This is a genomic window from Chryseobacterium indologenes (assembly GCF_001295265.1).
Lineage (GTDB): Bacteria > Bacteroidota > Bacteroidia > Flavobacteriales > Weeksellaceae > Chryseobacterium > Chryseobacterium indologenes_A.
Window position 1 is genome coordinate 130,822 of record NZ_LJOD01000008.1, and the last position, 19,487, is coordinate 150,308.

A 19,487-nucleotide genomic window follows, 5' to 3' on the forward strand; every position below is an offset into this window, starting at 1 on the left:
ACTTATGAAACTGATCAATAAAAAAAATAAAAGTTACTCCCAGATTTTCCAGCTATTTACTGAAGAAGAATGGACAAAATCAAGTAAAAATTACAATAAAAATATCGCTTCCCTTTTTTCCGGAAAAAAAAATGAGGTTTTCGTGAATGCCAATGAAGAAAGTATCATCTATTTCATTGGATTAGGCAAGTCTGATATACAGAACTTTGAGATCCAGCAGACTGCCGTTAAGTTTTCCCAGACCCGGAAAGAAAAACTTCAGGCTGCCCCCACTCTGGTTCTGGCTGATTTTCTGAATGAAAAACAATTTGAGGAATTCATTAAAGGTCTTCTTATGGGAACATACAGCTATCCATTTGATAAAAGTCATCCTTTCTGGAATACAAAATTTGAAATCCATTTTGAAAACCTGAGTCAGAAAAAACTGGATACTATAGGTACAAAAGCAGAAGCTTTAACCGCAGGACAGACTGCCTGCCAGGAATGGCTTAACAAACCTGCCAATCTTAAAAATCCGGTTATTTTAAGCTCATACCTTAAAGCGCTTGCCAAAAAATATGATTTAAAATATACGGCATTCAACAGGAAAAAATGTGAGGAATCAGGACTAAACGCTTATCTTTCAGTAAACCAGGGAAGCGCTTATGATGCAGCTTTTACTATTCTGGAATACAAAACCTCTGTTAAAAATGCCAAAACAATCGGACTGGTGGGAAAATGTGTGGTTTTCGATACTGGTGGCGTTTCTTTAAAAAATCCCGACAATATGCATTACATGAAGTCTGATATGGGCGGTGCAACAGCAGTTATCGGAGCGCTGATCTATGCCGCAGAAATGAAACTTCCCGTTAATATCATTGCTATTCTTCCAATCACTGACAATGCCATTTCTGAGAAAGCATTTCTTCCGAGTGATGTGATTACAGCCTACAACGGAAAAACTATTGAAGTATTGAATACGGACGCAGAGGGCAGAATGATCCTGGCAGACTCTCTTTCCTATCTTGCTAAAAACTATAAGACAGAACTTCTGATTGACCTTGCCACCCTGACAGGAAGCTCTGTAAGAATGTTCGGAGATACCTGCGGCGCCTTGTTCTCAAATAATGAGGAACTTAAAAATCTGCTGATCAGAACCGGAGACAAAACCAATCAGAGACTCTGGAACCTTCCATTATGGGATATCTGGAAAGATGACATTCAGTCCGATGTTGCTGATCTGAAAAACATTTCAATGAAACCGTTCGGAGACTGCATCATAGCAGCCAAGTTTTTGGAACAGTTTATTGAAAACCATCCTAAATGGGCCCATCTTGATATTGCCGGTGTGGCTTTCGGAAATACCGGATATGCAAAGGAAAAGGCAGCAACAGGCTTTGGAGTACAATTATTGGCCGATTTAATTGAAAATTATCACTAAAAATTAGTTTATTACAAAATTTCTCTGTATAATTGATTAGTAATTTTCAAAAACGCAGTTTATTTTGATTTTTAACATTAATTAATCAATAAAAAATTGCTTTTATTTTTGAATATTTACTAAATTCTAAAAAATATTGTATGGAGGAGAAATTTATAGTATGTATTTCGTGCTATTACAAGGGCTATGATTTCATGGATGAAATGAAGACGCTCGGTAATAAAATCATCCTGGTAACTTCAGAGAATCTCAAAGAAAAAAACTGGCCCTGGCATGCCATTGATGAGGTCTTTTATATGGCCGAAGAAAGGCCTTCGGTTTGGAATATGGAACACCTTGTTCAGGGATTTTCCCATCTGATGAAAACCAGAAAAATTGATGCCGTTGTTGCATTGGATGATTACGATGTAGAGAAAGCAGCACTTATCAGGGAAACCTTTCGTATTCCCGGGATGGGACAGACCACACACCGTTATTTCAGAGATAAACTGGCTATGCGGCAGAAAGCTAAAGACTCAGGGATTAACGTTCCGGAATTTACAGCAGTCTTTAATAACGATGAAGTAAACCGCTTTACAGAAAGAGTTTCTGCTCCCTGGGTTCTAAAACCAAGATCAGAAGCTTCAGCTTCAGGAATAAAAAAAATCACTTCTAAAGACCAGCTTTGGGAGGCCCTGGAAACCCTGGGAGAAGAGCGGCACATGTTCTTACTTGAAAGTTTTAAACCGGGAGATGTTTACCATGTTGACAGCCTTACGTTCAACAGGGAGATTGTATTTACCTCGGCATCCAGATATCTGGCTCCGCCCATGCAGGTTTCCCATGAAGGAGGTGTATTCAGATCGAAGACATTAGGAAGATACTCTGATGAATTTAAAGCCCTGGAAGAAGTTAATGCAAAAGTACTCTCAAGTTTCGGGCTGCTTAACGGAGCCACCCATACAGAATTCATACGAGGAAAAGAAGATGGTAAATGGTACTTTCTGGAAACATCATCCAGAGTTGGAGGGGCACACATTCCCGACCTGGTAGAAGCTTCGAGCAGCATTAATATCTGGCGCGAATGGGCTAAGATTGAAGATGCTTTATTACGTGGAAAAAACTATGAAGCGCCTAAACCCACAGGATATTATTCAGGACTGATCGTTGCTCTAATCAAAGATAAGCATCCGGATTACAAGGCTTTTGAATGTGAAGAGGCTGTAAAATTCCTTCCGATAGACTACCATGCAGGAATTGTCTATAAATCTACCGATCCTGACATTATCCAGGAAAGACTGGATAATGCCGCAGAAAAAATACAGACGGAAATGCTGAATATCCTTCCTCCCAAAAGCAAACTGACTTCATAATCAGAAAAATAGGAATATTGAAAGGAAAATTCCTCTACCAAACTGAGAAATCTGAACAGATTAAATTCATAGGACCGAAATATTAAAACCAGATAAAAAATGCCTCATATAGAACACACAGATTACTATTCAAACATATTAGGAACAAGCCTTAAAGTAGAAGTCACAGGGCATCACGGTTATCCCATTATTATGTTTCCGACTTCACAGGGACTGTATACTCAAAATCATGATTTTCACCTTAACAGCAGCATCAACTGGTTTATAGAACAGGGAAAAGTGAAGCTTTATAACATCCAGACGATAGACAGCTGGAGTTTTTATGACGAAAAAATTTCGCCACAGCAAAGGATAAAGAATTATGAATTATATGTACAATTCCTGATTAAAGAGTTTATCCCATATATCCAGAAGCTCCACAAAGTACATCGTGTAGCTATTGCCGGAGCAAGTTTCGGAGGCTATCATGCGGCTAATTTTGCGTTCAGGTTTCCAGATGTTGTCTCCCATCTGTTCTGTCTGTCGGGAGCTTTCAGCATAAGAAATTTCATGGACGGGTATTCGGATGACCTTGTTTATTTTAACTGTCCGAGAGAATTTGTACGAAATGATGAAGCCTGGAAATACAAACATATGCATATTGTGCTCAGCACTTCCGATCAGGATATATGCAGGGATAAGAATATTGAAATGGCTGAAATCCTACGCTTAAAAGGAATTGATTTCTGGTATGACGAGAGAAAATGGATTAATCATGACTGGCCCCTTTGGAGAATGGTTTTTCCAACATTTATAGGAGCCTATTTTTCTTAAAAAACGTACATTAGTGAGAACGATAATTTATTATTCAATACACATCAATTAAAAACAAAAATTATGGCAAAAAAAGTGGGAATTCTATTCGGTATGGAAGATACATTTCCTTGGGCGTTTATCGACAAGGTTAATGAACTTGGTGGTGGAGAAATCATTGCCGAGCCGGTAAATATCGACAAGCTGGAGCAGGGTGCTGATTATGGCTATGCAGTAATCATCGACAGAATTTCGCAAAATGTTCCCTTTTACAGAGCTTATCTGAAAAATGCAGCACTTAACGGAACTTATGTCATCAATAATCCGTTCTGGTGGAGCGCTGATGAAAAATTTTTCAACAATGCGCTGATGACCAAGCTAGGCATTCCACTTCCTAAAACAGTACTGCTTCCTTCGCATGAAAGACCTACAGACACTTCTGAAACTTCATTCAGAAATCTGAAATTCCCCCATGACTGGGAATACATTTTCAATTATGTAGGATTTCCTGCTTATATGAAGCCTCACGATGGCGGAGGATGGAAAAATGTTTACCGGGTGGAAAATCCGGATGACCTCTGGAATAAATTAAGCGAAACAGAGCAACTGGTGATGATGGTACAGGAGGAAATTATATTCGATGACTATTACAGGGTGTACTGTCTTGGCAAAAAGTATGTTCATATCATGCCTTACGAACCGCGCAATCCTCACCATTTAAGATATGCAACCACTCACCAGACTCAGGGTGAAGAACTGGAAAAACTATTAAAAACAATCCATGATTACACCATTAAGATGAATGAAGCTCTCGGGTATGATTTCAATACCGTAGAATTTGCGGTAAGAGACGGGATACCTTATGCCATTGATTTCTGCAACCCGGCTCCAGATGCGGACAGAAACTCAGTTGGCGAAGACAACTTTGCATGGATCGTAGAGCATGCCGCCAAACTGGCTATAGAAAAAGCGAAAGAGTACGTTCCCGGAAAGCCTAATATCTCCTGGGGAACTTTTGTAAAAGACTCTGTACAATAAAGAACTGAAAAACAAAAAACACGGAAAAAAATGCATCAATTTACTATCGGAATCGAAGAAGAATATCAGATCATTGATGTTGAAAGCAGAGACTTAATATCTCATGTTTCCAAGATCATTGAAGGCGGAAAGGCCGTTTTAAGCGAGAATTTAAAGCATGAAATGCACGAATCCATGATTGAGATGGAAACCGGCATCTGCCAGAATATCCAGGAAGCCAGAGCAGAGCTCACCAACCTTAGAAGACATCTGATTAATACAGCCCATGAACAGGGCCTTAGAGTTTCAGGAGGAGGAACACATCCTTTCTCTCACTGGTCTGCCAATAATATCACACAAGGAGAAAGATATATCAAAATTGTGGATGACATGGGAGATGTTGCCCGTGAGAACCTTATTTTCGGACTTCACGTGCACATCGGAATTCCGAACCGTGAAGAAGGAGTAAGAATTCAGAATGTTATGCGCTACTTTCTGCCCCATGTCTATGCACTTTCTACCAATTCACCGTTCTGGATAGGCAGATATACAGGATTCAAATCCTACAGGCAGGAAATTTTTGTTAAATTCCCGAGAACCGGTATTCCAAGCTATTTCAATTCTCTTGCTGAGTTTGACAGTTATGTTGATCTGCTTGTAAAAACCGGAACTATTGACAATGCTAAAAAGATATGGTGGGATCTCCGGGTACATCCGTTCTACCCTACCATTGAGTTCAGGATTTGCGATATGCCTTTAAGAATTGATGAAACCGTGTGCCTGGCTGCCATTATGCAGTGTCTGGTAGCTAAAATCTATAAACTTCACCAACAGAATCTGAGTTTCAGAAGTTACCGCAGATTACTATTAAATGAAAATAAATGGCGGGCCTCCAAAAGCGGCATAGAAGCACACCTTATTGATTTCGGGAAAGAAGAATCCGTTCCATACCCTCACCTGTTGAAAGAACTTCTCGAATTCATTGATGATGTAGTGGATGATCTTGGATGCCGGGAAGAAGTAGAATATGCATGGAAGATTATTGAAAACGGAACCGGTGCAGACCGCCAGCTTCAGATCTACAAAGAGACAGGAGACCTTACCAAAGTAGTTGATTATATGATCTCTGAAACTGAGTATGGCATAACACATGGCGAAACAGCTTCATAATATTTTTGGTAACTTTGCAAAAAATATGAAGTAGTATGAAAGATATCCGAATTGCTCTGCTGGACATGAACAATAATCATGCGAATCAGGGATTCAGGAATATTAAAGAGATTTCTGAAGCTTTTCAGCAGAATTCTGAAGAAAACGTAGTGATTCAGACCTTTGATGTAAGGTTTAAAAATGAAATGCCGGACATTAATGACTTTGACATTTATATTTCTTCGGGAGGACCTGGAAACCCGCACCGTGAAGGTATGGAATGGGAAGATAAATTTGCAGGCTTCCTGGATTCTGTTTTTGAGCACAACCGATATAACGAGGATAAAAAATATGTTTTCCTGATCTGCCATTCTTTTCAGTTAGCCAGCATCCACTGGAAACTGGGGAACATCTGTAAAAGAAAATCCTATTCCTTCGGAGTGATGCCGGTTCATAAAACAGAAGAAGGAAAAGAGGAATTTTTATTCAAAAATCTTCCGGATCCTTTCTACGCCGTAGATTCAAGAGCATATCAGTTTATTGAGCCGGATCTGGAACGTTTTGAAGAACTTGGAATGAAAATCACTGCGATTGAAAAATTCCGCCCGCATATTAACCTGGAAAGAGCAGTAATGGCCGTTCGCTTTTCTGAAGAAATATTCGGAACCCAATTCCACCCGGAAGCAGATCCGCAGGGAATGGTTGAAAACCTGAAAGATGAAAAGAACAAAACAGCCATGATTGAAAACTTCGGAATGGAGAAATACCTCGAAACTATGGACAGAATTGATGATGAAGACAAAATTGTTCTGACCAGAAGCCAGATTCTTCCGAGATTTCTTCAGTTTGCAAAAAAAAACATTCGGAAAGGTTGTGAAGTTTTAGCTTAAAAAGTAAATCACAAAAGTTCTTTTTAACACGAATACTTAAGTTAGTCTATTATGTATAGACATTTAAATCGTAGTTTGAATGTAGAAAGCTTTTGTCTCTTTTGTGGTTAAAATTCTTTCAGGAGACCTGAAATTTTATAATCCAATTAACATTTAATCAATACCAAATCGGGCAAAGAACTGCTCGATTTTTTAAATCAAAATCACAAAGGAAAAATATGATCCCAAAATACAGAAAACAGTTCAATCAGGAATTTTCACAGGAAAAATATAGCCAGCTTAAAGAATCTCTGGCACAGAAAGGAGGTATAACTCCAACATTCAGGGTTTCGGAAAGCCCCATCTTCCTGACCAGAGAGTTTAAAAATAAGCTTATTGATGCTACGGAAAGTATCATAGATCAGATTAAAGGCCTGCCCTCAGATCTGCTTCAAAAAGCCGTCCCTGAAAACTGTTATGTTCCGAATGACACGGATAAACCTCATTTCTTTACGATTGATTTTGGAGTATGCAGACATGAAAACGGAGAAATAGAGCCCCAGCTGATTGAATTACAGGCTTTCCCGTCATTATATGCTTTTCAGAAAGTTTTTGAAGAGACATTCTGCGATATCTATCCTTTTCTTAATGAGATTAAAAACAAAATGCCTGACCATGAATTCAGAAATCATCTGAAGGAAATTATTGTCGGCAGTGAAAGCCCAGAAAATGTTATTCTCCTGGAAATATTTCCTGAAAAACAAAAAACAGCTATTGATTTTGCCCTTACAGAAAAATTATTAGGCATAAAAACAGTCTGCCTAACCCAGGTTAAAAAGGAAGGCAAAAAACTGTTTTATGAGAAAGATGGCCGGAAAACAGAGATTAAAAGAATTTATAACCGTGTTATCTTTGATGAGCTGGACAGGATTCCGAATCTGGTTACTGAATTTGATTTCCGTGAAGAGGTGGATGTAAAATGGATCACTCATCCTAACTGGTTTTTTAAGATCTCTAAATTCCTTCTTCCACTGCTTAACCATCAGTATGTTCCGAAAAGTTATTTTCTGCATGAATTTCCGGAACATGAAAGTCTTGAGAATTTTGTACTGAAACCTTTGTTTTCATTTGCCGGAAGTGGCGTTAATTTAAACCCGACCAAAGAAATTACTGATGCCATTGAAGACAAAGAAAATTATATTCTCCAGAGAAAAGTAAGTTATGAACCGGTATTTGAAGACATCAACGGAGATTTTTCAAAAGCAGAAATCAGACTTCTTTACGTATGGCATGAAAACGACGACCGCCCCGTTTTACTGGAAAACCTGGGAAGGATGACCAAAGCCGCCATGGTTAATGTAGATTTCAATAAAAAAGATGCGATCTGGATCGGAAGCTCCAACGCCTTTTTTGGAGAAGAATAACCTGTAAAAACTTATAAAATAAAAAATAAATGAAGCTTAAAGATGTTGATGAAATGATTTTTCAGCCGCTCAGACTGAAAATTTCAGATGCAGAAGAAGACGCTGAATGTAAGGAGTATTCCGGAATGAACTTTACTTTAAATCAGCTGAATATAAAATTCCGTACCGCTAAAATTACTCCGACAAAAACCGGACAATTTGTAACGCTCTGGAAAAGAAATGAACAAAAGGAAACAATCCCATTCAAATCCAGCGACCGCTTTGATTTTTACCTGGTTTCCACTTCTAAGGAAAACAATGCCGGGATTTTTGTTTTTTCAAAAGAAATCCTTGCGAAAAAAGGGATATTAACTCACGTAGGAAAGGAAGGAAAGAGAGGATTCCGGATATACCCAACCTGGGATAAAACGGAGAATAAACAGGCTTCAGCCACTCAAAAATGGCAGGCAGAATACTTTCTTGACCTTTCTGAAAATAAAGTCTCCTGGCATCAGAAAGCAAAGCAGCTGTTTGGTTTGGAATAATATTGTAATTTTTTTAAACGCAAAGTTGAATTTTGCAGATGATATTCCAAGAGAGCAAAAAGTAACTTCCAACTTTCCTCTTCCCATTTCAAGCAATAAAAAACGCCCGGAATTTCCGGGCGTTTTTTTATATTATCCATTTTTATCGTCTTCCAGCAGTTCTCTTGCCTGGTACTCCTGAACAAGATCAATGGCGTTGGAGATTACATCACTGAGGGCTGTGATGAAGGTTCCTTCTTCAGCCATTCCCATTGCATGCTTTAAAGCTTCAATCTCTTTAGGAATAATCTCGTAGCTTACATCTCTTCCGGCTTCGTTGATTCCGTCTATAATCAGACCGTTGATTTCATCTTCGGTTCTGCCTCTCAAATGTTTTTCATTCCGGATAATAATGTAATCAAACATTCTTCCGGCAATCTTTCCGCATTCTTTAATATCATGATCCCTTCGGTCTCCTACTCCGGAAATAATCCCTATTTTCTTGGTCGCTTCTATATTTTTTAGATAATCTTCAATGGCTTCATACCCTGCCGGATTATGGGCGAAGTCAATCAGAACTTTAAAGCTTTTGAACTTAAAAATATTCAGCCTTCCCGGTGTAAGCTGTGCACTTGGAATAAAAGTTCTTAAAGAGTTGGAAATATCTTCAATTCCGAAGCCGTACAGATAGCTTGCAAGACTGGCAGCCAGAACGTTTTCAATCATAAATCTGGCCTTTCCTTCCATTGTAATCGGGAAATCTTTGGCTTTTCCTATCCTGATTTTCCAGTCTCCTTTTTTAATGGTAACAAAACCTTCTTCATAAACACAGGTAATTTTCCCTTCTTTTGCAAACTTTACAATATGGGGATTATTTTCGTCCATACTGAAAATAGCTACATTACTGTCCAGATCATTTACAATCTTCATAGAATAGGCATTATCTGCATTCAACACACTCCATCCTGCTTTCTTTACACTGTCCAGCACTACCCTTTTTACCTTGGTAAGATCCTTCAGGTTGTGTATATCATTCATTCCGAGATGATCCTCCTCAATATTGGTCAGAACTCCTATATCGCATTGTGAAAAACCTAACCCTGAACGCAGGATTCCTCCCCTCGCTGTTTCCAGGACCGCAAACTCTACAGTAGGATCTTTCAGTACGAATTCTGCCGAAAGCGGACCTGTGGTATCTCCTTTTGAAAGCATGGTATTTTGAATGTAAATACCGTCTGAAGTAGTAAATCCTACTCTATATCCGTTGCTTTTAACAATATGGGAGATCAATCTTGTTGTAGTAGTTTTTCCGTTGGTCCCGGTTACTGCAATAATTGGAATAGTAAACGGTTTTCCCGGAGGATAAAGCATATCCACCACCGGAGCAGCAACGTTTCTTGGCAGTCCTTCGCTTGGTGCCAGGTGCATTCTGAATCCCGGAGCAGCATTAACCTCTATAATTGCTCCTCCGCTTTCCTTTAACGGCTGGGTTAAGTTTTCTGCCATAATATCAATTCCGCAGACATCCAGACCTATAATTTTAGAGATCCTTTCTGCCATGGTAATGTTTTCCGGATGTACCATATCGGTAACATCAATAGAAGTTCCTCCCGTAGAAAGATTAGCGGTAGATTTCAGATAAACCACCTCTCCTTTCTGAGGCACTGTTTCAAGGGTATACTGAAGTTTTTCGAGAAGCTCCAGAGTATCTTTATCAACTTCTATTTCGGTCAGAACATTTTCATGTCCGTAACCTCTTCTCGGATCTTTATTTTCTTTATCAATCAGCTCCTGCAAATTCAGCTCTCCGTCTCCTACTACGTGGGCAGGAACTCTTCTTGCTGCAGCAACCATTTTATTATTAATCACCAGAACCCTGAAATCGTATCCTGTGATGTACTTTTCTACAATGACTTTTCTGGAATATTTCTGAGCATGCTCCAATCCTGTTTTTGCCGCTTCCCAATCATTCACATTAATAGAAGAACCTTTTCCATGGTTCCCGTCCAGTGGCTTTAAAACGATTGGATATCCTATTTTACGGATAACAGTATTCAGGCCTTCTTCATCCACAACCAGATCTCCTATCGGTACAGGAATGGCGGCATCATGAAGCATTTTTTTCGTCAGTTCCTTATTGCAGGCAATATCTACTGCAATAGAGCTCGTTTTTCCGGTAATGGTGGCCTGAAAACGCTGCTGATTCACTCCATAGCCCAGCTGTACCAAAGAATTGGTTCCCAATCTGATCCATGGAATTCTTCTGGAAACGGCTTCCTCCACAATACTTCCTGTTGAAGGACCTAAACGTACACGTTCCCTGATCTCTTTAAGCCTGTGAATACAGGCATTCATATCATATTCTCCGCCATCAATCAAGGCCTGTGCTATCTTTACTGCTTCTTCAGCGGCGTAAATTCCAGCATTTTCTTCTATATAATTAAAAACGACGTTATATACGCCCGGAGTTTTTGTTTCTCGGGTTCTTCCGAAACCTACATCCATTCCTGCCAGGGTCTGAATCTCTAAAGCAATATGTTCAATAACATGCCCCATCCAGGTTCCTGTTTCTACCCTGTGGAAAAAGCCTCCTTCTACACCTTCCGAACACCTGTGGGTAATTAGTGACGGGATGAGTTTTTCAATTCTTTCCCTGAATCCTTCGATCTTATTGGTAGGGTAATTTTCCATTTCTTCCAGATCCAATCTCATCTGTATCAGCTTCTTTCTTCTGATACTCCAGATATTCGGGCCCCGAAGTGCCTGTATCTTCTCAATTTTCATAGTCTATTTGTATTTTTTAACGTTAACAATAACTCCTTCAAAAATCAAAGATAATGTAAAACCCTAAATGAAACTATACCACGTTTAAAGATTTCTCAAAAAAGCATTAAAAATTATTAACAATCCTAAAACCCTAAAAATCAATTTAAATATGGCATGAATTTCGCCAAATGTGAATTATTTTTTAAATTTGTACCCTATGATGAAACCTGTTGGAAAATTAATAGTTATCGGAGGTGCTGTAAACAAAGGAAGTTTTGCGGAGACCGATTACGATCAAAATATCGAAAAAAATCTTAATTTCTTTGAAAGAGGAATTTTAAGAAAAATCATAAACGAATCAAAACACAAGGAAGATTCTGTAATTGAGATTGTTACAACAGCCTCTCAAATTCCGCAGATTGTGGGAACAGAGTATAAAAAGGCATTTGAATTTCTTGGTGCCAAAAATGTGAATGTTCTTGATATTCACAACCGCGAGGAAGCCAACTCTGATGCAATGGTAGCAAGAGCCAATGCCGCTGATGTTATGATGTTTACAGGCGGAGATCAGCTGAGACTCACTTCTATCCTTGGTGGTACAAGATTTCACGATACGATTTTACTGAAATACCAGGAGCAGGATTTTATCTATTCCGGAACTTCTGCCGGAGCTGCTGCGGCCTCTGAAAATATGATCTATCAGGGAAGCAGCTCTGAAGCCCTTCTGAAAGGAGAAATCAAAACAACTCAGGGATTAGGTTTGATTGATAATGTAATCATTGATACTCACTTTGTACAACGGGGCAGAATAGGCCGTCTTTTCCAGGCAGTAGTCAACAACCCGAGAACACTGGGAATCGGATTGGGAGAAGACACCGGGCTTTTCATTCATAATGATGTGATGACTGCTGTGGGTTCCGGTCTTGTAATTTTAGTGGACGGAAGGTTTATTAAAGACACCAATCTTACCAATATCAATCTTGGAGAACCTATTTCCATTGATAACCTGACTGTTCACGTTATGTCTATGAATGATCATTACGATCTTACGACCAAAACGCTTACCATCGAGAATTCGCAGTTCAACCCGATTCCGCAGGACAAATAATAAATAATAGCTGATGAGCAGTAAGTAATGGTTTTTAAAATTTAAACATTACCTTCGTTCTGAATATCATTTATTAATAATCAACGATCATTTATATTTTTATGAAAGTCATTATCCACGGTGGTTTTTTCTCTGAAAGCGATCAGAGCCATGAAGTAAAAACGGCAAAGCAGAATTCTCTGCAATCTATTGCTCAAAAAGCTTTTGAATATCTTCAGGATCATTCTGCTTTTGACACAGCAGCCTATGCTGTTTCTCTCCTGGAAGATGATCCGTTATATAACGCAGGTATCGGTTCTCAGATCCAGAGCGATGGGGTCATCCGAATGAGTGCGGCTATTATGAACGGTGAAACCCAGAAATTAAGCGGTGTCATCAACATCCAGGATGTAAAAAACCCGATATTTGTTGCAAAGGAACTTATAAAGGAAGATGACAGGGTATTAGGCGGAAACGGAGCTAAAGTTTATGCTTCAGAGCATGGTTTTGAGAATTTTTCCACGGAAATTCCCCAACGCAGAAAAGAGTATGAAGCGAAGCTGGGATCAGCAGGAAAAGGAACTGTTGGCTGCGTTGTCCTTGATAAAGAGGGAAAGCTTGCTGTTGCAACCTCCACGGGAGGAAAAGGTTTTGAAATTCCGGGAAGAATCTCTGACTCTGCCACTGTGGCAGGAAATTATGCCAACGCATTCTGCGCTGTAAGCTGTACAGGCGTTGGAGAAGATATTGTAAGCAATGCCACTGCCGCCAAAATTGTTACAAGAGTTACTGACGGAATGAGTCTGGAAAAAGCGTTTCAAAAAACTTTTGAAGAACTGAAAACTATCGACGGATTTGCAGGTGCCATTGCTATTGATAAAGACGGAAATCTCTATCATCAGGACTCATACCCTACTATGGTTTTCGCCAGCTTTGATGGGGAAAAATTTGAAGTCTTTCAATAATTTTAACATTATTTTATAATTTCATTTATTTTTTTGGCACGTATTTTACATGATTACTAATAACAAATTTTAATAGTTTAACAACCTTAAAAAAATAGAAATCATGGGAAATAAAACAAAAGGCTTATTGGCTTTACTAGGAATTGGGGCTTTAGCATACTGGAAATATAAAAACTCTACGCCAGAAGAGCAACAGGCTGTAAAGGATAAGATTAATAATGCTAAAGACAATCTCAACAAATGGGGAAATGATCTTAAGAATAAGGCAAATGACGTAGCATCCCAGGTACAGAGCAAAGTAGAGGAAGCTAAAACAAAAGCCGAAGATTCTTTAAGCTAAAGGCAAAATTAGTTTTTTTAACATTCATATATAGAAAAAGTCACTGTAATTATATTACGGTGACTTTTTTAATTGTGCTTTGAGATATAGAAACCTTAGGTTTAATAATCGTAAGCGTTAAAACTATAAGATTATTTTACCCGGTAACTCATGTTTTAACAGCTATTATTTTTTATCTGCTGCCAAAGCAAACACAATGGGTATTTTGTTTCCGAACTGAGGGATTCTCCATTTTCCTTTTTCAAATTCATCTACATGTCTGAAGCATGGGTATGGAGACCAATCGAATTCCTGGAAAGTTTTCAGCTCAATTCCGTTCTGGAGTAAACTTTGCAGAACTTCTGCCAGTGAATGGTTCCACATTACATATTCCTGCACAATATCTGCTGACTGATCTGCATAAGTTCCTTCATAGGTTTCTACGATAGGCTTTTCATTGAAATAGTTGTAGGCAACTTTGGTAAAATCATCATCAAACATCCATACTACAGGATGAAATTCTGCCATGATGAATTTTCCTCCCGGCTTCAGGAAATGACTGATTACCCCCGCCCATTTATCAAGGTCCGGAAGCCAGCCTATAGTGCCATAGCTGGTGTAAACAATATCAAATTTCTGATCAAGGACATTGGGTAGGTCATATACATCGGAACAGATAAATGTTGTATCAGTACCGCATTTCTGTGCCAGATCTTTTGCTGTTTCAATAGCTTTATCTGAAAGATCAATTCCGGTAACATTCGCCCCCATTCTGGAAAGCGAAATGGAATCCTGTCCGAAATGACACTGTAAATGCAGGATTGTTTTCCCTTGTACATCTCCAAGAAGATCCAGTTCTATAGAATTTAATGAACTTCTTCCTTTCAGGAATTCATCTACAAAGTAAAAATCCGACTTCAGATGAGGTTCTACTTTAGCATTCCATGATTTTTTATTGATTTCTAAATAATTTTCCATAATGGTTTGTTGTTTATTTCATGTTCCCCGGGAGTAACGGAAATCCATCTAAGAGGGCTGTCTCTGAATCATCTTTTATTTTATGACAGTCTGATCTTTTGGGATCTTTATTCACTTCTTTAATACACCTGTTACGATGTAAATAGTAAACAGCCCTGTAGTCTGCATCCGGATTCCCGGAATCTGTATTATTTTTAATTTGTATTTTCGCTTTGATAAGCTTTCGGTTTTTATAATAGAACTGATTATTATAAGTATAATCCGCTCCTGTCTTCTTCTCTATCTTTATATATTCCGGATGTTCGGGATTAAAGATCACGCTTACAGTTGAAACTATTTTATCCTCTCCTCCACTACTGATTCCGGAAACAATGCTGTCTTTTTTTAATCCGGTACCGGTATCGAGTAACTGAGTCTGACGGTCGGTTTCCTTGATGTAGGCTTCTCTATTCTTCCGGCTTGTGCAGGAAACAATAAAGCATAACATTAAAAGTAAGTGCAATAACTTCATATCTGATTAAGCAGCATTTTCTTCTGCTCCGTAAATTCTTCTTCACTAATCATGCCGCCTTCTTTTAACCTTTCCAATTGTTCCAGCAATTCAAAAAGCATAGGTTCATACGCGGGCACCTTCGGTCTGGACATGAAATCTCTTACTTTTTCACAGAATAATTCTGCTTCATATTTTCCTACACCATCTATCTCAACAATGTCATCTGCAACATGGATATCAATAGAGCCCAGCATAAATGAGGTCTCGTATTGTATGGAACTTATTTTATCGTAGGAAAAATCCTGTACTTTCAGACCGTACATAAATTCTTTATCTACAAAAATCAATCTACGGTCTGTTGCCGTTAAGATGATGTGATGATTGGTCGTTTTACTCCGTCCTTCAACAAGATAAACAATTTTTTCATCTGCTGAAAGAATGCTTGGAAGCGCACGTATCTCTTTTCTGGCAAAAAAGGTAGGATTGATATCCAGCTTTTCGAGCTCATCTTTTATTTCGTCTAATCTTGATCTGCTATCCATGGTTTTATTTTACAGCTAAATTACTATTTCTCCGCAAAAAATGATTTTATTATTATTAAAAAACTGTAATGAAAGCTATCTTTCTTTTACACCCCTGTCTAGAATCCTCTTTTTGCCGGACTATTCAGATGTATTTTGGTATTGGGCAGTTTCTTTCTCAGGCTTTCGGCTTCCGCAGAAGAAATTTTGTTTCCCGAAAGGAACAGCGTTTTCAGATGGATAAGTTTCTCAATTCCCGGCGGAAGACTTTCGATCTGGCAGTCCGAGAGATCAATGATTTCCAGATTTGAAGCGTTGTAGAGCCCGGTAAGGGCGGATGGGCTAATCTTGCATTTTGAAGCAAAGAAATATTTGAGGTTTTTCATTTTTTCCATACCCGAAGGAATATTCTGAATCGTGTTATTATTGTAATTTACCTTCACTAAATTCTCAATATCGTACAATGCGGAAGGAAATTCCTTAAAACTATTATGATCTAAGGTTATTTCTACAAGATTTTTAAGCTTAGAAAGGCTCACAGGAAGGGTTTTCAGTTGATTTATGGATAGATCCAGTCTTTTCAGGTTTTGTAAATCTCCTATTTCATCCGGCAGGCTCTGAAGCATGCTCTGGCTTACTGAAAGGGCTTCCAGTTTCTTTAAACTCCCTATGCTTTTGGGAATCACCAAAGGTCGGAAAATAAAATCCTTTTCGTCTACAATCGCTTTATCAATTGTTCTGCATGCAAGGTTCAGAGTTTTTAGATTTTTCATGTCTCCCAGGTTGGAAGGATATTCTTCCAGAAAAGGACAGAAAAAGCCAAGGCTTTCCAGATTTTTAACCCTGATAATCTGCTGGGGAAATTCTTTGATGAATATGGAATGAATAGTAATTTCATGCAGTTTATTCAGTCTGGAAAATGAATTCGGAAATTTGGTTACCCCCGTACTTCCGCTCATGCTGAACTTCTCGAGGTTTTCCAGACGATCTATATCTTTTGGTATTTCCGTAAATTCTCTTTCGCTGATAATACTCAGAACCCTCATTTTCTTCCAGTCAAGAATATGTTTGGGAAATTCTTTTAACTCATCTAACGACACTACTTCATTTTCTTTGGTAAGATCCTGCCGCTCGAAACGGTAGGTTTCCGAATATTGGGCACTGCACATCAAAGCAGCGCAGATAAAAATTACAGATACTATTTTTCTGTTCATGGTTTTTAATCTCTAAAATTATTCAACAGTCATCAGGTTACGGGGAATACATCATTTTGTAATTCCTGTTTAGCTGAACAGTTTTTCTTAATTAAAAAAGTATCTAAGAAAACGAACCAATTCCACAAACCCCATAATTAGGCAGACTATTTATATCTTTCTAAATTTCGTCTAAAAATAAGTAATTTTTATAATTTTCCAGACTGTTATTACTTCAGACATTGACATTCATTAAATTTTAAATACTTTTGTCATCATAGTATATCAAACTTCCTCTTATGATCTTTGTTGAAAATGAATTTTCTCCCTTAAAAAAAGTAGTTCTCGCCCAGTCTGAATTTGGTTTCCCCAAAGAACCCAGGCCGGAAGACCTGCGTTTCCTGAGTGAAGAAGCCATAAAAGAAAACCTTGAGAATAAAGGAAAAGATTATGCTGAGGCTTTTCCTGAACTTCAGAAACAATGGGAAAACGAAAGGGAAAATCTTAAAAAAACACTGGAAAAGTATGGTGTAGAAGTTCTTCGTCCCCGTAAATTATCTTCTACAGAAAAAGAAGCCGTGGGAACTGCAGGATATTCTAACTTTTTCGTCAGAGATCCCTTTTTTACGGTGGGAAATTTCGTTATTGAATCATCGCTTCGTTTTTTACACCGCAGAAATGAAGTTTTCCCGGTACGGGATCTCTTTTTTCAGGAAGTATACCCCGAAGAATGTGGTTATGTGGCAGTACCTCATCCTGAAATTGCTGATCCCGGAGATTCTACATTGGGGAAAGGTCCGTTTCTGGAAGGTGGAGATGTTCTTGTATTAGGCAAACAGGTCTTTGTAGGAAACTCCGGTCTCGCTTCCAATGAGCTGGGAATTCAATGGCTAAGAAAGCTTTTAAAACCACAGGGATATACTGTTGAACAGATCAGGCTTCATCCCGACATTCTGCATCTGGACTGTGCTCTCGGATTTGTAAGAGAAGGACTGATGATCGTATGCGAAGAAGCATTTTTAGATGGAATACCAGCTTCCCTGAAAGATTGGAAAAAAATACGCGTAACTTTAGATGAAGCCATGAATCTGGCCACCAACGGCCTTCCTGTATCACCTGATGTTTATATTACAGATCCTGCTTTCAAACACATCGGAGCCCAGATTGAACAGGAAAACATCAAAGTGGAATATATTGATTTTTCGATCAGCAGAAGCTTTGGAGGCTCTTTTCGTTGCAGTACACAACCTCTTTTAAGGCATTAAGAAATAAAATTTTGAATGTTTGCAATTTTATTTAAATGCGGATATCGGTATAAGGTAATGCTTTTTTCAATTCCTCAATATCAGTTTGGGATATTTTATTTCCCCACAGATAAAGGCTCTTCAGATTTCTGAGTTTTTCAATTCCTTTGGGAATGGTATTAATCTGGCATTCCGAAAGGTCCAGTGATTCAAGATTTTCCAAATCATAGATCTCTTTCAGATTATCCTGAGATATTTTATTTTTATCAAGACCTAATTTCTTCAGGTTTTTAAGCAGCTTAATTCCTGATGGAAGGCTTTCAAGCTTACAGCTGCCCATTTCCAGTATTTCTAAGCCAGTGAGAGTGTACAGTTCTTTAACAGATTCGGAATAAAGCGGGTTAGCTCCGATATTCAGGAATTTCAAATGCTTCATATTTCCTGCTCCGGAAGGAATTTTACTGATTCCACATTCGTATACATTCAGCTCTTCGAGATTGGGAATTGAATACAGTTTTTTTACATCGGAAGATATCTTATTTCCTGCCATCCCCAATATCTTCAGGGACTTCAGATTTTCTGTTACAAAAGGAATTTTTTCAATCAGGCAAAAATTAAGATTAAGCTCCTGAAGATTTTCCAGTCCAGAGATTGCTTTTGGGAGTACAGTAAACCGGTTCTGTTGAAGGTTCAGCTTGGTCAGATTCCTGAGAAAGCCAAAACGTTCAGGTAAATCAGTCAGGCTGTTGTAACCCAGATCCAGGTCTTTTAACGAAGTCAGACCTTCTATTTCATCAGGAAGGCTCTTCATCTGATTGCTGACCGCAATAAATTGTTCCAGACTCTTCAGGTTTCCTATGCTTTTGGGTAATATCAACGCCGGAAGGTTTGCAAAATTAGTATCCACCGATCTGAAATAGGATAAATCCAGTATTTTAAGATTTTCCAGATCTCCGAGATTTTCCGGCCAGTTTTTAAGCTTTTTATCTCCATATTTAAAATCCTGCAAATTTTTAAGTTTTAAAACTGGCTGTGGGAATTCACTTCCTCTAAGGCTGATATTTATTCTTTTTATATTTTGAAGATCTGCAAAACTTTCAGGAAAGGTGATATTTCCTCCATAGCTGATCAATTCAAAATCCTCAAGATTTTTAAAGTTCTTTATTTCCGCGGGAATTTCCCGGAAACTTTCATGAGCTCTTATCTTTAAGATTTTAAGATCTCTTTTTAAAATTTCTTTGGGAAAGTCTTTGATATTATTTAATGATATGCTCTTTTTTTCTGCATTATAAGCATAAGGATCCGAAGGTCCCGGAGGAAGGGAAACCTGGGCACTGACGGTAACCGCCAATGCCAGCCAGCCCAAATAAAGAACTTTCTTAATCATGAAATTTA

General features: G+C 38.4%; 18 protein-coding genes. 12 read left to right on the plus strand and 6 right to left on the minus strand.

Features of this window, described 5'->3' with window-relative positions:
• Positions 1 to 4 precede the first annotated feature (4 nt).
• The 8 genes from AOB46_RS13260 to AOB46_RS13295 all read left to right on the plus strand — a co-directional run bounded on the left by AOB46_RS13260 (position 5) and on the right by AOB46_RS13295 (position 8,547).
• Complete coding sequence (locus AOB46_RS13260; protein WP_062700120.1) at positions 5 to 1,420, plus strand: M17 family metallopeptidase; 1,416 nt, start codon at positions 5 to 7, stop codon at positions 1,418 to 1,420.
• Between the two features lie 140 nt (positions 1,421 to 1,560).
• Positions 1,561 to 2,772, plus strand: a complete 1,212-nt coding sequence (locus tag AOB46_RS13265; RefSeq protein ID WP_062700122.1) for an acetyl-CoA carboxylase biotin carboxylase subunit family protein — start codon at positions 1,561 to 1,563, stop codon at positions 2,770 to 2,772.
• A 99-nt stretch (positions 2,773 to 2,871) separates the two neighbouring features.
• The gene (locus AOB46_RS13270) at positions 2,872 to 3,585 is read left to right on the plus strand and encodes an alpha/beta hydrolase-fold protein (protein ID WP_062700124.1); all 714 of its coding nucleotides are present in this window, start codon (positions 2,872 to 2,874) and stop codon (positions 3,583 to 3,585) included.
• Between the two features lie 63 nt (positions 3,586 to 3,648).
• Positions 3,649 to 4,602, plus strand: coding sequence for a RimK family alpha-L-glutamate ligase (locus AOB46_RS13275; protein ID WP_062700126.1), 954 nt, complete (start codon positions 3,649 to 3,651; stop codon positions 4,600 to 4,602).
• Between the two features lie 30 nt (positions 4,603 to 4,632).
• Positions 4,633 to 5,751, plus strand: coding sequence for a carboxylate-amine ligase (locus tag AOB46_RS13280; protein WP_062700128.1), 1,119 nt, complete (start codon positions 4,633 to 4,635; stop codon positions 5,749 to 5,751).
• A 35-nt stretch (positions 5,752 to 5,786) separates the two neighbouring features.
• Entirely contained in the window at positions 5,787 to 6,620 is an 834-nt protein-coding gene (locus AOB46_RS13285; RefSeq protein ID WP_062700130.1) for a type 1 glutamine amidotransferase, read from the plus strand.
• 218 nt (positions 6,621 to 6,838) lie between these two features.
• Positions 6,839 to 8,023 carry a hypothetical protein gene (locus tag AOB46_RS13290; protein WP_062700132.1) on the plus strand — a complete coding sequence of 395 codons (1,185 nt, stop codon included), beginning with the start codon at positions 6,839 to 6,841 and terminating at the stop codon, positions 8,021 to 8,023.
• Positions 8,024 to 8,052: 29 nt separating this feature from the next.
• Positions 8,053 to 8,547 (plus strand): MepB family protein, encoded by a 495-nt coding sequence (locus AOB46_RS13295; protein WP_062700134.1) that lies wholly within the window; start codon positions 8,053 to 8,055, stop codon positions 8,545 to 8,547.
• Positions 8,548 to 8,679: 132 nt separating this feature from the next.
• On the opposite strand, the gene cphA is transcribed toward AOB46_RS13295, so the two are convergent.
• Positions 8,680 to 11,310 carry a cyanophycin synthetase gene (cphA, locus tag AOB46_RS13300; protein WP_062700136.1) on the minus strand — a complete coding sequence of 877 codons (2,631 nt, stop codon included), beginning with the start codon at positions 11,308 to 11,310 and terminating at the stop codon, positions 8,680 to 8,682.
• A 202-nt stretch (positions 11,311 to 11,512) separates the two neighbouring features.
• Between cphA and AOB46_RS13305 the strand changes: the two genes are divergently transcribed.
• The 3 genes from AOB46_RS13305 to AOB46_RS13315 all read left to right on the plus strand — a co-directional run bounded on the left by AOB46_RS13305 (position 11,513) and on the right by AOB46_RS13315 (position 13,684).
• Positions 11,513 to 12,400, plus strand: coding sequence for a cyanophycinase (locus AOB46_RS13305; protein ID WP_062700138.1), 888 nt, complete (start codon positions 11,513 to 11,515; stop codon positions 12,398 to 12,400).
• A gap of 101 nt (positions 12,401 to 12,501) precedes the next feature.
• Positions 12,502 to 13,344 (plus strand): isoaspartyl peptidase/L-asparaginase, encoded by an 843-nt coding sequence (locus AOB46_RS13310; RefSeq protein WP_062700140.1) that lies wholly within the window; start codon positions 12,502 to 12,504, stop codon positions 13,342 to 13,344.
• 103 nt (positions 13,345 to 13,447) lie between these two features.
• Positions 13,448 to 13,684 carry a YtxH domain-containing protein gene (locus AOB46_RS13315; protein WP_062700142.1) on the plus strand — a complete coding sequence of 79 codons (237 nt, stop codon included), beginning with the start codon at positions 13,448 to 13,450 and terminating at the stop codon, positions 13,682 to 13,684.
• Positions 13,685 to 13,849: 165 nt separating this feature from the next.
• Here the strand turns inward: AOB46_RS13315 and AOB46_RS13320 are convergent, their stop codons facing one another.
• From AOB46_RS13320 to AOB46_RS13335, 4 genes are all read right to left on the minus strand, one after another.
• The gene (locus AOB46_RS13320) at positions 13,850 to 14,641 is read right to left on the minus strand and encodes a class I SAM-dependent methyltransferase (RefSeq protein WP_062700144.1); all 792 of its coding nucleotides are present in this window, start codon (positions 14,639 to 14,641) and stop codon (positions 13,850 to 13,852) included.
• 13 nt (positions 14,642 to 14,654) lie between these two features.
• The gene (locus AOB46_RS13325) at positions 14,655 to 15,152 is read right to left on the minus strand and encodes a hypothetical protein (RefSeq protein ID WP_131724376.1); all 498 of its coding nucleotides are present in this window, start codon (positions 15,150 to 15,152) and stop codon (positions 14,655 to 14,657) included.
• Complete coding sequence (locus AOB46_RS13330; RefSeq protein WP_062700148.1) at positions 15,149 to 15,676, minus strand: PH domain-containing protein; 528 nt, start codon at positions 15,674 to 15,676, stop codon at positions 15,149 to 15,151. Before AOB46_RS13330 ends, AOB46_RS13325 begins: the two co-directional genes overlap by 4 nt.
• Before the next feature lie 98 nt (positions 15,677 to 15,774).
• The gene (locus AOB46_RS13335) at positions 15,775 to 16,869 is read right to left on the minus strand and encodes a leucine-rich repeat domain-containing protein (protein WP_062700150.1); all 1,095 of its coding nucleotides are present in this window, start codon (positions 16,867 to 16,869) and stop codon (positions 15,775 to 15,777) included.
• A 278-nt stretch (positions 16,870 to 17,147) separates the two neighbouring features.
• Between AOB46_RS13335 and AOB46_RS13340 the strand changes: the two genes are divergently transcribed.
• Positions 17,148 to 18,113 (plus strand): dimethylarginine dimethylaminohydrolase family protein, encoded by a 966-nt coding sequence (locus AOB46_RS13340; RefSeq protein ID WP_062700152.1) that lies wholly within the window; start codon positions 17,148 to 17,150, stop codon positions 18,111 to 18,113.
• A 31-nt stretch (positions 18,114 to 18,144) separates the two neighbouring features.
• Here the strand turns inward: AOB46_RS13340 and AOB46_RS13345 are convergent, their stop codons facing one another.
• Positions 18,145 to 19,479: a leucine-rich repeat domain-containing protein gene (locus AOB46_RS13345; RefSeq protein ID WP_062700154.1), complete on the minus strand. Its 1,335-nt coding sequence runs from the start codon at positions 19,477 to 19,479 to the stop codon at positions 18,145 to 18,147.
• Positions 19,480 to 19,487 lie beyond the last annotated feature (8 nt).

Coding starts and splice junctions, on each gene's coding strand:
- AOB46_RS13260 (WP_062700120.1), top strand. CDS start 5: ATGAAACTGATCAATAAAAAAAATAAAAGTTACTCCCAGATTTTCCAG.
- AOB46_RS13265 (WP_062700122.1), top strand. CDS start 1,561: ATGGAGGAGAAATTTATAGTATGTATTTCGTGCTATTACAAGGGCTAT.
- AOB46_RS13270 (WP_062700124.1), top strand. CDS start 2,872: ATGCCTCATATAGAACACACAGATTACTATTCAAACATATTAGGAACA.
- AOB46_RS13275 (WP_062700126.1), top strand. CDS start 3,649: ATGGCAAAAAAAGTGGGAATTCTATTCGGTATGGAAGATACATTTCCT.
- AOB46_RS13280 (WP_062700128.1), top strand. CDS start 4,633: ATGCATCAATTTACTATCGGAATCGAAGAAGAATATCAGATCATTGAT.
- AOB46_RS13285 (WP_062700130.1), top strand. CDS start 5,787: ATGAAAGATATCCGAATTGCTCTGCTGGACATGAACAATAATCATGCG.
- AOB46_RS13290 (WP_062700132.1), top strand. CDS start 6,839: ATGATCCCAAAATACAGAAAACAGTTCAATCAGGAATTTTCACAGGAA.
- AOB46_RS13295 (WP_062700134.1), top strand. CDS start 8,053: ATGAAGCTTAAAGATGTTGATGAAATGATTTTTCAGCCGCTCAGACTG.
- cphA (WP_062700136.1), bottom strand. CDS start 11,310: ATGAAAATTGAGAAGATACAGGCACTTCGGGGCCCGAATATCTGGAGT.
- AOB46_RS13305 (WP_062700138.1), top strand. CDS start 11,513: ATGAAACCTGTTGGAAAATTAATAGTTATCGGAGGTGCTGTAAACAAA.
- AOB46_RS13310 (WP_062700140.1), top strand. CDS start 12,502: ATGAAAGTCATTATCCACGGTGGTTTTTTCTCTGAAAGCGATCAGAGC.
- AOB46_RS13315 (WP_062700142.1), top strand. CDS start 13,448: ATGGGAAATAAAACAAAAGGCTTATTGGCTTTACTAGGAATTGGGGCT.
- AOB46_RS13320 (WP_062700144.1), bottom strand. CDS start 14,641: ATGGAAAATTATTTAGAAATCAATAAAAAATCATGGAATGCTAAAGTA.
- AOB46_RS13325 (WP_131724376.1), bottom strand. CDS start 15,152: ATGAAGTTATTGCACTTACTTTTAATGTTATGCTTTATTGTTTCCTGC.
- AOB46_RS13330 (WP_062700148.1), bottom strand. CDS start 15,676: ATGGATAGCAGATCAAGATTAGACGAAATAAAAGATGAGCTCGAAAAG.
- AOB46_RS13335 (WP_062700150.1), bottom strand. CDS start 16,869: ATGAACAGAAAAATAGTATCTGTAATTTTTATCTGCGCTGCTTTGATG.
- AOB46_RS13340 (WP_062700152.1), top strand. CDS start 17,148: ATGATCTTTGTTGAAAATGAATTTTCTCCCTTAAAAAAAGTAGTTCTC.
- AOB46_RS13345 (WP_062700154.1), bottom strand. CDS start 19,479: ATGATTAAGAAAGTTCTTTATTTGGGCTGGCTGGCATTGGCGGTTACC.